12 protein-coding genes are annotated in these 13799 nt (G+C 77.0%); 6 read left to right on the top strand and 6 right to left on the bottom strand.

The annotated features are described in order from the left end of the window. Nucleotides 1-17: 17 nt before the first annotated feature. The 3 genes from ACIP4P_RS04055 (at nt 18) to ACIP4P_RS04045 (ending at nt 1404) form a co-directional block, all read left to right on the top strand. Nucleotides 18-233: an MbtH family protein gene (locus ACIP4P_RS04055; RefSeq protein ID WP_400914527.1), complete on the top strand. Its 216-nt coding sequence runs from the start codon at nt 18-20 to the stop codon at nt 231-233. Nucleotides 234-319: 86 nt separating this feature from the next. Then, entirely contained in the window at nt 320-847 is a 528-nt protein-coding gene (locus tag ACIP4P_RS04050; protein WP_400914525.1) for a thiamine pyrophosphate-binding protein, read from the top strand. Continuing rightward, a complete protein-coding gene (locus ACIP4P_RS04045; protein ID WP_400914523.1) occupies nt 844-1404 on the top strand; it encodes a thiamine pyrophosphate-dependent enzyme in 561 nt (186 codons plus the stop codon). The genes ACIP4P_RS04050 and ACIP4P_RS04045 overlap by 4 nt, the downstream gene beginning before the upstream one ends. Before the next feature lie 162 nt (nt 1405-1566). Here ACIP4P_RS04045 and ACIP4P_RS04040 read toward each other — a convergent pair whose 3' ends face one another. Further along, nucleotides 1567-2196 carry a TetR/AcrR family transcriptional regulator gene (locus tag ACIP4P_RS04040; protein ID WP_400914521.1) on the bottom strand — a complete coding sequence of 210 codons (630 nt, stop codon included), beginning with the start codon at nt 2194-2196 and terminating at the stop codon, nt 1567-1569. Then, nucleotides 2193-2555 (bottom strand): DUF1304 domain-containing protein, encoded by a 363-nt coding sequence (locus ACIP4P_RS04035; RefSeq protein ID WP_400914519.1) that lies wholly within the window; start codon nt 2553-2555, stop codon nt 2193-2195. Before ACIP4P_RS04035 ends, ACIP4P_RS04040 begins: the two co-directional genes overlap by 4 nt. 175 nt (nt 2556-2730) lie before the next feature. Here ACIP4P_RS04035 and ACIP4P_RS04030 point away from each other — a divergent pair, with 175 nt between their 5' ends. Then, nucleotides 2731-5499 (top strand): BTAD domain-containing putative transcriptional regulator, encoded by a 2769-nt coding sequence (locus ACIP4P_RS04030; protein WP_400914517.1) that lies wholly within the window; start codon nt 2731-2733, stop codon nt 5497-5499. Between the two features lie 58 nt (nt 5500-5557). On the opposite strand, the gene ACIP4P_RS04025 is transcribed toward ACIP4P_RS04030, so the two are convergent. Further along, on the bottom strand, nt 5558-6154 hold the full coding sequence (locus tag ACIP4P_RS04025; protein WP_400914515.1) for a hypothetical protein: 597 nt from the start codon (nt 6152-6154) through the stop codon (nt 5558-5560). Between the two features lie 152 nt (nt 6155-6306). Here ACIP4P_RS04025 and ACIP4P_RS04020 point away from each other — a divergent pair, with 152 nt between their 5' ends. Together ACIP4P_RS04020 and ACIP4P_RS04015 are read left to right on the top strand one after the other, a co-directional pair. Next, on the top strand, nt 6307-6576 hold the full coding sequence (locus ACIP4P_RS04020) for a hypothetical protein (RefSeq protein ID WP_400914512.1): 270 nt from the start codon (nt 6307-6309) through the stop codon (nt 6574-6576). Then, complete coding sequence (locus tag ACIP4P_RS04015; protein WP_400914510.1) at nt 6573-7652, top strand: hypothetical protein; 1080 nt, start codon at nt 6573-6575, stop codon at nt 7650-7652. Before ACIP4P_RS04020 ends, ACIP4P_RS04015 begins: the two co-directional genes overlap by 4 nt. 81 nt (nt 7653-7733) lie before the next feature. On the opposite strand, the gene ACIP4P_RS04010 is transcribed toward ACIP4P_RS04015, so the two are convergent. The 3 genes from ACIP4P_RS04010 to ACIP4P_RS04000 all read right to left on the bottom strand — a co-directional run bounded on the left by ACIP4P_RS04010 (nt 7734) and on the right by ACIP4P_RS04000 (nt 13632). Next, nucleotides 7734-8819, bottom strand: coding sequence for a peptidoglycan-binding protein (locus ACIP4P_RS04010; RefSeq protein WP_400914508.1), 1086 nt, complete (start codon nt 8817-8819; stop codon nt 7734-7736). A gap of 303 nt (nt 8820-9122) precedes the next feature. Continuing rightward, entirely contained in the window at nt 9123-10943 is a 1821-nt protein-coding gene (locus ACIP4P_RS04005) for a hypothetical protein (RefSeq protein ID WP_400914506.1), read from the bottom strand. Between the two features lie 298 nt (nt 10944-11241). Beyond that, the gene (locus tag ACIP4P_RS04000) at nt 11242-13632 is read right to left on the bottom strand and encodes a BTAD domain-containing putative transcriptional regulator (RefSeq protein ID WP_400914504.1); all 2391 of its coding nucleotides are present in this window, start codon (nt 13630-13632) and stop codon (nt 11242-11244) included. Nucleotides 13633-13799 lie beyond the last annotated feature (167 nt).

The following is a 13799-nucleotide window of genomic DNA, read 5'->3' as shown; positions in this document are numbered from 1 at the left end:
GAAAGGACACCCTCCCCATGGCGAACCCGTTCGAGGACGCGGACGGCACCTACCTGGTGCTGGTCAACGACGAGAACCAGCACTCCCTGTGGCCCGCCTTCGCCGAGGTCCCGGCCGGCTGGACCACCGTCCACGGCCCGGACACCCGGCAGTCCTGCCTCGACCACGTCGAGGCCCACTGGACCGACATGCGCCCGGCCGGCCTGGTCCGGGCCATGGCCGAGGCCGGCTGACCGCCCCTCGACCGCGGGGCCCGGTCCGCCACACCCGGGCCCCGCGCCCTCCCCTCCTCCACTCCCTCGACCGAACGGCCCGCTCCATGCCGCTCCACCCCGCCCCGGCCTCCGCCGGTACCGACCTCGCCGCCGAACTGGCCGGACTCCTCACCGCCGAGGGCTTCGGCCCCTTCTTCGGCACCCCGTGCGGCATCCTCGAACCCTTCTACGCCGCCCTGGAGCGCGACGCCGGACTGCTCACCGTGCCGCGCGAGGACGCCGCCGTCGGCATCGCCGCCGGGGCCGCGGCGGCCGGCCGGCTCCCGGTCGTCCTGATGCAGAACTCCGGCCTCGGCCAGTCCGTCAACGCGCTCGCCTCGCTGACCGTCCCGTACCGCGTCCCGATGCTGCTGGTCGTCAGCCTGCGCGGGGTGGACCCGGACCCGACCGCGGAGAACCTGGTCATGGGCCGCCTCACCGAGCCGCTGCTCGACGGCCTCGGCGTCCCCGCCGTCCGGATCGACCCCGACCGCCCGGGCCACCAGGTCCGCTGGGCCCACCGGCTGGTCGCCCAGGAGCGCCGCCCGGCCGCCCTCCTCGTCACCCCCTCGCTCTTCGGATGGCAGGCGTGAACAAGACCACCGCGATCCGCGTCGTCCTCGACGCCACCAGCGACCGGCCGACCGTCTTCACCACCGGCTACGCCTGCCGGATCGCCAGGCACCTGGCCGACCGGCCCGGCCACTTCTACATGACCGGCTCGATGGGCCTGGCCGCCTCCGTCGCCACCGGGATCGCCCTGGCCACCGGCCGTACCGCGGTGGCGGTGGACGGGGACGGCAGCCTGCTGATGAACCCGACCACGCTGGTCACCGCGGGCGCGCTGCCCGGGCTGCCGCTGGTCCACGTGGTGCTCGACGACGCCTCCTACGCCTCCACCGGCGGGCAGCGGAGCCCCGCCGCGGCCACCGACTTCACCGCCTGGGCCCGCGCCTGCGGCTACCCCTCGGTCGCCCGGACGGAGCAGCCGGAGGAGCTGGCCGCGCTGCTGCGGGAGGCGCTGGAACGGCCGGGCCCGACCCTGGTCCAGGTCGTCCTGACCGACCCGGACGAGCGGGTGCCGCCGCGCATCGACCTCGAACTCGACGAGCACTGGCGGACGTTCACCCGGCACGTGACAACCGTCTGACGGTTAGGGCGTGTCTGACAATTCCCGCCGGGCGCGCGACGCCGGGGCACGCACCTCGCCGCGTTGTCGGTCGCCGATGCTCCGCATGGACTCCCTCCTCCGCCTTGCGATGCACGCACCCCGACGCCGCGCGCTGATCCGACGCGAATTGTCAGACACGCCCTAAAGCCCCGGCGTGCGGTGCAGGGAGATCAGCAGGCGCCAGACCCGGTCGGCGATCCGCTCCGGGGAGGTGTCGACCCGTCCGTGCAGCCAGTCGGCGAGCACACCGGTGAAGGCGCCGGCGACCGCGGCCGCCACCAGGTCCGGTTCCGGCGCCCCGGCCAGGGCCCGCTCGGTGCGGCTGCGCTCGCGCAGTTCGCGGCCGAGCCGCACCCCGAGCGGCCCGCCGCCGCCCGGGGTCAGCAGCGCGCGGTGGAGCGCGGCGTGCGGCAGGAGCGCGGCGAAGAACTCCGTCAGGGCGGGCGGCGGGACGTCCGGGTCGGGCACGCCCCGCCAGGCGTGCAGGGCGTCCACCGCGGCGCGGACGAGGTCGGCGCAGGCGTCCACCGCGAGCGCCTCCAGGTCCGGGTAGTGCACGTAGAAGGTGGCCCGGCCCACCCCGGCCCGGCGCACCAGCGCGGCGACGTTGACCTCCGCCAGCGGCCGCTCGGCGCACTCCGCCAGCAGCGCCCGCCGCAGGGCGGCCCGGGTGCGCTCCGCCCTCGGGTCCGTCCTCGGTTCCGTGCTCGGTTTCGTGCTCGGGTCCGTGCTCGGGGCCGTCGTCCCCCGGGGGTCCTGGGACGGGCTCATCCGGCGAGCAGGACGGCGCCGAGGGCGGCCGCGCCGGGCAGTGCCTGGGCGACCAGGATCCGGCGGTTAGCGGTGGCGCCGCCGTACAGCCCGGCCACCACCACGCAGACCAGGAAGAACAGCTGCGCCTGGTGCCCGGTCGTGCCGCCGGCGAGCAGCCCCCAGAGCAGCCCGGCGGCCAGGAAGCCGTTGTAGAGGCCCTGGTTGGCGGCCAGCGGCGCGGTGGTCCGGGCCAGCGCCGCGTCGAAGCCGGACAGCTCCCGGCCCGGCCGCCGCTCCCACAGGAACATCTCCAGCACCAGGAAGTACCCGTGCAGGACGGCCACCAGGCCGACCAGCAGATCCGCCGCCGTACGCATCATCAGCTCCCGAGACTCCGGACTTCCTGGACAGGTGTCCATCATAGCCGGACACCTGTCCAGGAAGTCCCCCCGCGGGCGCCCGGCGATCCCCGCCCCGGCCGTCCACCGCGCCTCCGGCCCGGCTAAGGTGCAGGCCAGGGGGCCGGGGACGGACTGAGGACACGGGTGCGGCGTGCGGATACTCCTGCTGGGACCGTTGGAACTACGCACCGACCAGGGCGTGCCCGTCCACGTCGGGGGCTCCCGGCGGCGCGCGGTGCTGGCCACGCTCGCCCTGGAGGCCAACCGGGTCGTGTCCGTCGAGCGGCTGCTCGACCTCGCCTGGGACCACGCCCCGCCCTCCACCGCCCGGGCCGCGCTCCAGGGCCACATCGCCCGGCTGCGCACCCTGCTGGACGGCGGGCTGCGGCTGGAGACCCGCGCCCCCGGCTACGTGCTGCACGCCGACCCGGAGCTGATCGACGCCCACCGGCTCGACCTGCTGCTCGGTCGGGCCCGCGCGGCCGCCGCCGACCGGGCCGGGGACGACACCGCCGTACCGCTGCTGCGCGAGGCGCTCGCGCTCCGGCGCGGCCCGGCCCTCACGGACTGCGGCTCGGAGGCGCTGCGCGAGAGCGCCGCAGGGCGCCTGGAGACCCTGCGGACCGAGGCGCTGGAGCAGCTCGCCGAGCGCTCGCTGCGCACCGGCCGGGGCCGCTCGGTGACCGCGGAGCTCACCGCCGCGCTCGCCGACCACCCGCTGCGCGAGTCGCTGATCCGCCTCACCGTGCTCTGCCTCCACCAGGAGGGCCGCCCCGCCGAGGCCCTCGCCGTGTACGAGCGGGCCCGCCACCGGCTGGCCGAGGAGACCGGCATCGACCCCGGCCCGGCGCTGCGCGAGGCGCTGGCGCAGGTCCGGTCCACCGCCGCCGGGGCGCCCGTGCCGGAGCCCGTACCGGCCCCCGCCCGGCTGCCCCGCGCGCCCGGCCGGTTCATCGGACGGGAGGCCGAACTGGCCTGGCTGGACGAGCAGTTCGGCGCCGTTCAGAGCGCTGCGGCCACCCGGCTGCTGCTGGTCACCGGCCCGGCCGGGGTCGGCAAGACCGCCCTGGTGCTGCGCTGGTCGCACCGGCTCGGCCCGGCCTTCCCGGACGGGCGGGTCGCCGTCAACCTCCGGGGGTTCGACGAGACCGAACCGCTGCGCCCCGAGGAGGCGTTGGCGGAACTGCTGCGGGCGCTCGGCGCCGAGGAGGGCACCATCCCGGCCGACCCCGAGGAGGCGGCGGCCGCCTGCCGACGGCTGCTCACCGGGCGCCGGGTGCTGATCCTGCTGGAGAACGCCCGCGACGCCGCGCAGGTGCGCCCGCTGCTGCCGGACGAGCCCGGCTGCCTGGTCCTGGTGACCAGCCGGCACCGGCTCACCGAGCTGGTCGCCGAGGAGGGCGCGCGCACCCTGCCGCTCGCCTCGCTCCCGGCCGAGGACGCCTTCGGCGTGCTGGCCGGGGTCGCCGGCCTGCCCCGGCTGACGGCCGAACCGGAGGCGGCGCAGCGGGTGGTCGAGCTGTGCGAGGGGCTGCCGCTGGCGCTGCGGATCGCCGGCTCCCGGCTGGCCACCCGGCCGCACTGGCGGGTCGCCACCCTGGCCGAGGAACTGGCGGACGAGCAGTCCCGGCTGGCCGCGCTGGCCACCCAGGGCACGCTGAGCGTCGCGGCGGCGCTGGAGCTGACGGTCCGCAGCCTGCCCGGACCGGCCGCCTGGCTGTTCCGGCTGCTCGGCATCCACCCCGGCCAGCAGATCGACACCGGGGCGGCGGCCGCGCTGGCGGGCACCGACCGGCGGGCGGCGGCCGCGGCGCTGCGGCTGCTGCACCGGGCACACCTGGTCGCGGAGAGCACCCCGGGCCGGTTCGAGCGCCACGACCTGGTCCGGCTGTACGCCCGCCAGGCCGCCGAGGAGCTGCCGGCCGAGGCCCGGGGCGCCGCCCTGGCCCGGCTGTCCGACCACTACCTCGCCGCGACGGCGGCCGGCCTGGTGCTGGCCCGGCCGGACGCCCGGCACCACTGCCCGTCCGGTCGACCCACCGGCGGCACACCGGAGTTCGCGACGGCGGCGGAGGCGCTCGGCTGGTTCCGGGCCGAGGAGCCCGCCGTCCGCGGCCTGGTCACCCTGGCCTGCCGCTGGGGTCGGCCCGAACACGCCTGCCGGCTGGTCGAGAACGCCGGCTACCTGTACCTGGACGCGGGCCTGTTCCGGGCCTGGGAGGAGTCGGCCCGGACCGCGCTGGAGGCCGTGGAGGCCGCCGGCACGGAGGGCGACTGGCCGCACCTGTACTCCAACCACAGCATGTCGCTGGGCTGGCTGGGCCGCCGACGGGAGGCCCTGGAGCAGTCCGCGCGCGCCGTCGCGGTCGCCGACCCGGAGAGCCGGCCGGTCCTGCGGCACCGCTACCTGAGCATGCGGACCAGCTTCCTGGACGACGACGGCGACCCCGAGGCCGCCCTGCCCGGGATCGTCGAGACCGTCGCCGAGGCCCGGGAGGCCGGCGACCGGCGGTCGCTCTCCCAGGCGCTCAACAACCTGGCCGACGCCCTGCTGCGGGCCGATCGGGCGGCCGAGGCGCTCGCACCGATCACCGAGTCGCTCGCCCTGCTGGCGGACCGGGAGTCCGACCCGTACTTGGTGATCTCGACCAAGACCCACGCCCAGGTGCTGAACGCGCTCGGCCGCCCCGAGGAGGCGGTGGCCCAGATCCACCGCGCCCTGGAGGTCGGCCGGGCCCAGGGCAACGCCCACGCCGAGTTCGACTTCGCCGACGTCATGGGCCAGGTGCGGTACGAGCAGGGCCGCCGGGCCGAGGCCCGCACGCACTGGGAGCGGGCGCTCGAACTCGCCGCCGAGCAGGGGCGGGCGACCTGCCAGGTGGAGCGGGTGCGGGCCCGGCTGGCGCAGTGCGGGCCATAAGCCCGTAGCGGCCCGTAGCGGCCCGTACGGCCGTGCGGCGGCGGGGCGGTGAGGCCGGTCAGGGACGCCAGGAGCCGCTGGTGGCGGCCGTCCGGGCACCCGCCGGAGCCGTCGGGGCGGCCGCGCCGGCCGAGGTCGCCGGACGGGCCGGGGCGGCCGGCTGCGGGAAGTCCGAGCCGGCGGTCGAGGTGGTGGTCCGCAGGCCGGCCGTCCCGGACGTCCCGGCCGTCCGGACCGTACCGGACGCCCCCGGCACCGACCCCGCCCCCGCCGTCGCGGTACGGCGGGCGGCCGGGAGCCCGGGCGCGGCCGCGGGGCCGCCGCCGTCCGGCTCCACCCGCTCGATCCGCAGCACCACGTTGCGGTCCCGGCGGTCGCCCGCCCGATCACGGTTGCGGCTGTGCACCAGCTGGGTCTGCACACCCCGGATCTCCTGCCAACGCCCCTGCACGGCACGGATGTTGGGGCACCACTCGGTGCCGACGCGGTGTTCCAGCGCCAGCTGCCAGCTGTCGGCCTCCACCAGGTGCACCGCGCCGACCTCCGCCGCGATCTCCACCGGCGCGGCTCCCCGGACGGTCACCACCGCCCGCTGCGGCCACTCGCCCTCCACCGCCGTCACCGTGATCCGGCTCGGCCCCTGGTACCAGGCCATCGCTGTCCTCCCGCGTCCGTCCTCGCCGGAAAGTCGCCCGGCCTCGACCGGTACCACGGACGCCGACCCCCTTCGGGTTCGAGTCGCGCTGAACCGGGCGGCACCCGCGAGCCGTGCAACCTGCCGAACACCGTCACCCGGGGAGAGAGCACGTGACCAGTACCGAATCACCGCGGCGGGCGCACCTGGTCTGCGGCGCGGCGGCCGTCGGCCTCGCCGCGACGGCACTCCTGGCGGTTCACGTCCCGGCGACCCCGTCCGCGCCCGCCCGGCCGCACCCGGTCGGCGCCTTCGCCGGGCCCGCCGCGGCCGACACCCCGGCCCGGCAGCAGTCCGGGCCGACCCGCACGGGGGTACGGGCTCCGCTGGCCGACCCGTCCGTCCCCGACACCGTCACCGCCCTCGCCGGAGGCCCCCGATGACCGAGTACTCGGAGGAGCCCGTCCGGGGCCCCGGCCTGCAACTGCCCTGGGTCACCGAGGAGGAGCCGGAACCACCCCGCCCCACCGCCGCCGAACGGCTGCGCGCGGCCGTCGACGTGGTCACCGCCCGGCTGTCCGGAGGCCTGCGCGCCCTGGGCGACCGGTCCCGCTGGGACGGCCGGCGGGTGGCGATGGCCGGATCGATGGCCGTCGGCGCCGTGCTGCTGCTGATCGCGCCGTTCCTGAAGCCGGACGCCGGCGGCACCGGCGACCCGGCCGCCGCCGCGGCGCCCACCGGCCGCTCGCCCTACGGCACCCACGGCCGGGCGCACCCGCCGACCGCCTCCCCGACCGACGCGTCCGCCTCCGCCTCCCCGACCCCGTCCGAGAGCCCCTCCGCCACCGCGACCGAGAGCCCGAGCACCACCCCCTCGCCCACGGCGGCGCCCTCCCGCTCCAGCGCCGCCCCGGCCACCCCCTCGGCCGCCCCGGCCCCGCCCGCCCCCGCCGCACCCACCGCGACGGCCCCGCCGGCCCCCGCCCCGGCCCCGCCGCCCGCGGTCGGCTTCCGGGCGGTGGCCGGCCCCGGCTGCTCCGGCCCGGGCGGGCGCTACCAGCAGATCGGCGCGTTCCGCCAGGGCGTGGACGGCTGGGTGACCGTCAACAGCGGCGGCCACGGCGGCGATTCGTGCAGCGGCCAGTACGACGCGGTGCCGATGTCCGGCGACCGCGCCAAGGACGACAACAGCACCTCCGCGCTGTGGACCTTCGACGTCGGCCCCGGTTCGGCGAGCTGCGCGGTCGCCGTCTACGTGCCGGACTCCTCGTCCGTCCAGCAGGTCGGCGGCGCCCCCGCCCACTACACCGTGGCCGGCCCGTCCGGCGCCGACCTGGGCGCCTTCGACGTCGACCAGGTCGGCCGGCGCGGCGGCTGGGTGGACGCCGGCACCTTCCGCCCCCAGGGCGGCCCGCTCGCCGTCCGCCTCCACAACCGGGGCCAGGACTGGACCGGCTCCGGCCAGCCCACCCACGCCCACCTCGCCGCGGCGGCCGTCCGGGTCACCTGCCAGGGCTAGGTGTTCTGTCCCGCGAGGTCCGGACACGGACACCGGCGCGGGTGACGGCCGCTGCCGTCACCCGCGCCGGTGTCCGTACGGTCAGGCCGTGACGTGGTACCAGTAGCCGCCGGTGCGCAGGGGGACGTAGTGCACGTTGGTGCCCGTCTCCTTGGCCTCGTACATCATGTCCGCGCCGGTGACCGAGTCCGTGCCGGCGTAGAGGACGACGTGCACGGTGTTGTGCGCGTCCGTGCCGAAGTACTCCACGTCGCCGGGCTGGCGCTGGGCCTCGGTGATCCGGGTGAGGTGCTTGTCCAGGGTCTGCTCGGTGGTGTCGCCGCCGTTGGCGAGGTCGATGCCGGCGCCGAACCAGAAGGCCGCGCGGACGAAGCCCGAACAGTCGAAGCCGACGGTGGTGTCGGCCGGGCAGGGCTGGATCGAGCCGGTGTAGCCGTCGCAGGTGCCCAGCGACGGGCCGGGGCCTTCACCGCGCAGCGAGTGGCCGCCGCCCCACACGTACGGGAGGCCCAGGTAGGACTTGGCCGCGTTCAGCACCTTGGTGGAGTTGATCGGGCCGCTGGGCAGCGGGGTCGGGGTGCTGCCGTAGAGGGCGGTCTTGACGCCCGTTCCGACGATGCCGTCGATGGTCAGGCCGTGCGCGGCCTGGAAGTTGCGCACGGCGGTGTCGGTGGCCTGACCGAACTGCCCGTCCACGACGAGGCGGCCCGCGTTGAAGGTGTTCAGCAGGGTCTGCAGGGTCGAGACGCACTGGCCGGTGGCGCCGGTCCGCAGGGTGCCGCACTGGGTGCGCAGGTCCACCGTGCCGGAGGCGGCGGCCGCCGCCGCGTCGAGCGCCGTCTTGGTGGCCGGGCCGACGAGGCCGTCCGCGGTCAGGTGGTGCGCGGTCTGGAAGGTGCGCACGGCGGTGCCGGTGGCCGGACCGAACTGCCCGTCCACGGTGAGGGTCGCGCCGGTCAGGTTGAGCTCCGCCTGGAGCTGGGTGACGCAACCGTCGGCCTCCCCCTGCTGGATGGTGGCCGGGCAGGACGGGGAGGTGAGCGGTATCGGGGTCGGCGCGGTCGCGGCGGAGGCGGTCGAGGCGGTGTACGCGCCGACGCCGGTCACCGCGGCGGCCAGGGCCAGGCCCAGCGACAGCCGACGCCGGGCGGGGAGGAGGGTCTTCATAGCGGGATCTCCAAGGGCGTGATGGTTCGTCGGCAGAACTGTGCCCCACTCCACCGCCCGGACGGGAGACCTCTGCCGTCCCATCCGCCGCCGGACGGCGTCTCACGGCGCCTGCCTGCACGGTGGGACACCCGTCCGCCCGAGTGTGAGACCCCGTCGGGCCGGAACCCGTCCTTCCCGGGGCCGGGGCCCGTCCGCGAACTCCGCCCCGACCCCGACCGGTTGAGCCTGCCCGGCCGACCACCTCCCGTCCCCGGGCCGTCCCCGGGCCGTCCCAGGGATGCTCCTGGGACGGCGCGGCCGTCACTGGGCCCGCTCGGCCTCCCGGCGACGGCGGGTGCCGACCATGCCGAAGCCGCCGCCGAGCAGCAGCAGGGCGCCCGCCCCCTCCATCAGCACGCCGGTCGCGTCACCGCCGCCGGTGTGCGCCAGCGCCTGGCCGGTACGGGTGTCGGCCGCCTCGGAGGTGGCCGCCGGGGCGGCGGCGACGGCGGGTGCGGCGGAGGTCGTTCGTGCGGACGCCTGGGTGTCGGCCGGGGCCGGGATCACCGTGGTGGTCTCGTCGGTCGGCTCGGGGGCGTCGGCGGTGCCGGTGGGCGGGGGCGTCCAGCCGCCGGTCGGGACCTGGGTCGGGGCATGGCTCGGGACCTGACTCGGGACCTGACTCGGGGCCTGGCTCGGGGCCTGGCTCGGGGCCTGGCTCGGCTGGGCGGTACCGGTGCCCGTGCCCGGGCCGCTCGGCGTGGACGGGGCGGGCGCCGGGGCAGCGGGCGAGGTGCAGTCCGCGGCGGGCGTCGCCGGGTCCGGCGCGGGGGCCGTACGGGTCCGGGTGGTGTGCGCCTCGGTGGGCTTGGCGTCCCCGTGCTTGGGCCGGTCCGCCTTCGGGCTCTCCGAGGGGGCGTCGGAGGCGTCGTCCGTCGGGTCGGCGGACTCGCCGGGCGTGGCCGGGACCCTGGTCGCGGCGCGCCGGGCCTGGAGGCGGGTGGCCCCCGGGGAGGGCGAGGCGCCCGGCACGGGCGACTCGCCGTCGTCCGCGGGCTTCGCGGTGGTGGTGACGCCGGTCGGGGGCTTCGGGCCCGGGCAGGTGGAGCCGCCGACCGGCCCCGTGGGCGCGGAGTCGACGTGGTAGCCGGCCACGATCTTGGTGAACGCGTACGGGTCCTGCTGGATCCCGCCACAGGCCGAGGAGCTCTCCGCGGTGAACGCCCCGGCGCAGGAGCGGTCCCGGTTGACGGCCCAGTAGGTGAAGCGGGCGAGGTGGTGGGTGGCGGCGAAGTCCCGCATGGCGCCGAAGTCCGCCGGGGTCACCACCTCGTCCTTGCTGTCGGAGCGCCCGCTCATGGACGACAGGCCGGTGTGCCGCCAGGCGGTGTCCGCGTCGTAGCCGTAGGCCTTGACCAGGGCCTGCTGGAGGCCGGTGAGGGCGGAGACGGTGGCGTCGACCATGGTGCCGGGGTGGCTGTCGAAGTCGAACGGCATCACCACCCAACCGTCCACCTCCAGCTTGGCCTTGGCCGCCCGGGCGATCAGGTCGGCACCGGAGGCGTCCGGGCCGTTCAGCTCGCTGCTGAAGGTCAGGTAGACCCGCAGGCCCGGGTTCTTCGCCTTCACCGCGCCGAGCGCCTCGACCACCCGCTGCCGGGCGTCGGCGCTCTCCAGCTCGGTGGACTCGATGTCGATGTCGATCGCCTTCAGCTGGTAGGCGTCGATCACCTTCTGGTAGGCGGCGGCGAGTTGGGTGGAGTCGGCGCACTTCTCGCCGAGCTTGGCGCCGTCCCACCCGCCGAAGGAGGCGACCACGTCGCCGCCGGCCGCGCGGATCGCCTTGATCTTCGCCTCGTCGTCCTTGCCGGTCAGCGGCCGCTGGCCGTCCCAGAGCGGGTCGCAGCCCTGCCCGGCGAGCAGGAAGGCGAGGGTGAACTGCTTGAGCCCGGTCGCCTTCATCACCGCGACCGGATCCTGGGCGTCACCCCAACCCAGGTACTCGTAGGCGGCGTTGAGGCCGACCGGGTCGGTGGCGGCGGCCGGGGCGTCGTTCTGCGCGACGATCAGGACGCCGCCGGCCGCGATCGCGGTGGCTGCGGCGGCGATCCGACGGCGGCGGCTGAGCCGGTGTCTGGGCATGGCAGGGGCTCTCCTGAGCTGGAACGGGGACCGGGACCGGCTGCTCGGGGTCCGGTTCGACACACCCCCGCGGACACCGGCCGACACCCGGTCCGTCCGGACCCACCGCCGCCCGCGGGGATTTCTCGCCGGGGGATACGGCCCACCGCCCCCGCCCGGTTCACCGTCGAGCGAAACGGTTCCTCAGCGGAACGGTTCAGCGACGGAACGGTTCCTCCGCGGAACGGTTCCTCGGCGGAACGGCACACGGCCGGGCGGACCGCCACCCCACCGCCCGACCGCTCCACCCGGTGCCCGCTCACCGGCCCGGCGCAGCCGCCCCCTCCGCCCGCGGGCCCGGGAGCCGCTGGCCCGGCACCCGTGCGTCCACCGCCCGGGCCCCCGGGGGCCGTTCCGCCCATCTCACCACGGGTGTGCTCCGTAGCAGGTCGGCGAGCAACCGGTCCATCAGATCGGCCTCCCCGCACTCCGGCCCGTCGTGGTCCGCGGGACCGCGGCCCTGCTCACCGTGCGCGTGCCCGTGGACCGGGTGCTCCGGGTGGGCCGGGCGGTGCGTCGCGTTCTCCTGCGGGTGGTCGTGGGGCGGCTCCGCCCCCTCCGCACCGGTGCCCGGGCCGCGGCAGGCCTCGGCGAGGGTGCGGCTCAGCCGGTCGAGCAGGCCTTCCGGACCGCTCCCCGCGGCCGCCCGGCCGGCCATCTGCAGGGCCAGGCCGTCGACCAGGCTCCGGGCCAACTCCAGTGCCTGCTGGGCGGTTTCGAAGGCGCGGGCCGAGAGGCACCGGGTCGGGACGACGGCGGTGAGGCGTTCCAGCGCCGCGGTGGCCTCGTCGACGGCGTGGTCGAGCAGGCGGCGGGTGGCCTCGGCCCGCTCCTGGGTGGGGAGTTCGGCGGCGAGCTCGGCGGCGTAGAGGCCGGCCAGCCGGTCGCCGCGGAAGCGGCCGGGGGAGGATTCCTGGACCAGGTGGGCCGCGTCGAGTTCGGCGAGGAGTTCGCGGGCGCGGGCGCGGGGGACGCCGGCCAGGGCGGCGGCGGCCGCGCTGTCCAGGGTCCCGCCGGGGTGCAGCCCGGAGAGGGTGAAGAGGCGGCGGGCCTCGTCGGGCAGGGCGCGGACGGTCCGGCCGAGGGCGGCCGCGATGCCGAGGGTGCCGCCGGTGGCGAGGGCGGAGAGCCCGGTGGTCCGGTCGGACATCTCGTGCACGAGGTCGCCGAGGCTCCAGGCCGGCCGGGAGGCGAGCCGGGCACCGGCCACCCGCAGGGCGAGCGGCAGCCGGTCGCAGAGGGCGGCGAGGCGGCGGGCGGCGGCGGGCTCGGCGGTGATCCGTTCGGGTCCGGCGATCCGGCCGAGCAGGTCGACGGCCTCCTCCTCGGAGAGGCCGCCGACCGGCAGCGGGATGGCGGCCTCGCGGACGACGAGGTCGGTCAGCCGGGAGCGGCTGGTGACCACGACGACCGGTTCGGGGGCGCCGGGCAGCAGGGGTTCGACCTGCTCGGCGGAGCGGGCGCCGTCCAGGACGAGCAGCAGCTGCCGCCCTTCGGTCAGCCGCCGGAACAGGGCGCCGGCCCGGGCCGGGTCCTCGGGCACCTCGGCGGCGGGCACGCCCAGGCGGGTGAGCAGGAGGGTGAGGGCGGCGCCGGCGGTGAGGGGTTCCTCCTCGCCGAAGCCGCGCAGGTCGAGGTGGATCCGGCCGTCGGGGAAGCGGTCGGCCCGGGCGTGGGCCCAGTGCAGGACGAGGCTGCTCTTTCCGGCCCCGGCGACCCCGGTGACCAGGACGGGCCGCCCGTCGGCGCGGCAGGCGGCCTCGTCCAGGCGGCGCAGTTCGGCGGCCCGCCCGACCAGGGCGGTGCCCGGCCGGGGCAGCGCGTCGGCGGGTCCGGCGGCCCGCTCGGAACGGTCGGCCCGCTCGGTGCGGTCGGAACGGTCGGAAGGGTCGGTGCGCTCAAGACGCTCGACGACACCCCCGCCCGACGCCGCCGGCGGGTCGGCGGCCTGGCCGGCCCGGCGCAGCAGGTGGCCGGGCGTCAGGCCGTGGGCGGCCAGCCGGGCCTGGGCGCGGTCGTGGGCGGCGCGGGCGTCGGCGGCCCGGCCGGCCTGGTGGAGGCAGCGGACCAGCAGGGCGGCGGTGGGTTCGCGCAGCGGGTCGGCGCTGACGGCCGTCCGGAGGTCGTCGAGTGCCTCCGCGCCGCGGCCGAGGGTCAGCAGGCGTTCGGCGAGCCGCTCGACGGCGTGGGCGCGGGCGGTGTCGAGGCGGCGGCCGGTGGTCGCGGTGAGGGTCGCGGAGCCGCAGTCGGTGAGGGCGGGTCCGTCCCACAGGCCGAGGGCCTCGCGCAGCAGGGCGGCGGCGCGTTCGGCGTCGGTGGTCTCCTCGGCGGCGGCGGCGAGCTGGTCGAAGCGCTTGGCGTCGACCAGCTCGGGCTCGCCGATCAGGACGTAGCCCTGGGCCCGGGTGACCAGGGTCAGCCCTTCGCCGAGGCCGCGCCGGACGGCGGAGACGTGCCCCTGGAGGGCGGCGCGGGCGGTGGGCGGCGGCGCGCCCTCCCAGACCGTGTCGAGCAGCCGCTCGACCGGGACGTGGCCGTTCAGCTCGCTGGCGAGCAGGGTGAGCACGGCTCTGCGGCGCGCACCCGCCAGGGCGACGGGGCGCCCCTGCTCGTCATGGAGTTCGACTCGGCCCAGCAGCCGGACGCGCACACTCACTCCCCGAGGGCCGAAGGTTTTGACGGAACGCGCCGAGAATACGAAGCGGGCCGATCTTCGTCCAAGCCCCCGGATCGAATGGTAAAGAAACACAACTACCAAGCGCAGCAAGGGATTCAGGGCTCTCGGGAGCCCCAGGAGCAACACCCAAGGTTCGTACG

Origin of the sequence: Kitasatospora sp. NPDC089509 (assembly GCF_044749365.1) — a bacterium.
In the GTDB taxonomy this organism is placed as follows: Bacteria; Actinomycetota; Actinomycetes; order Streptomycetales; family Streptomycetaceae; genus Kitasatospora.
This window is presented reverse-complemented; position numbering and strand designations above follow the sequence as displayed.

Bases quoted from the DNA above. Each gene is read 5' to 3' on its own strand.
- ACIP4P_RS04055 (WP_400914527.1), top strand. From the start codon at position 18: ATGGCGAACCCGTTCGAGGACGCGGACGGCACCTACCTGGTGCTGGTC.
- ACIP4P_RS04050 (WP_400914525.1), top strand. From the start codon at position 320: ATGCCGCTCCACCCCGCCCCGGCCTCCGCCGGTACCGACCTCGCCGCC.
- ACIP4P_RS04040 (WP_400914521.1), bottom strand. From the start codon at position 2,196: ATGAGCCCGTCCCAGGACCCCCGGGGGACGACGGCCCCGAGCACGGAC.
- ACIP4P_RS04035 (WP_400914519.1), bottom strand. From the start codon at position 2,555: ATGCGTACGGCGGCGGATCTGCTGGTCGGCCTGGTGGCCGTCCTGCAC.
- ACIP4P_RS04025 (WP_400914515.1), bottom strand. From the start codon at position 6,154: ATGGCCTGGTACCAGGGGCCGAGCCGGATCACGGTGACGGCGGTGGAG.
- ACIP4P_RS04015 (WP_400914510.1), top strand. From the start codon at position 6,573: ATGACCGAGTACTCGGAGGAGCCCGTCCGGGGCCCCGGCCTGCAACTG.
- ACIP4P_RS04010 (WP_400914508.1), bottom strand. From the start codon at position 8,819: ATGAAGACCCTCCTCCCCGCCCGGCGTCGGCTGTCGCTGGGCCTGGCC.
- ACIP4P_RS04005 (WP_400914506.1), bottom strand. From the start codon at position 10,943: ATGCCCAGACACCGGCTCAGCCGCCGCCGTCGGATCGCCGCCGCAGCC.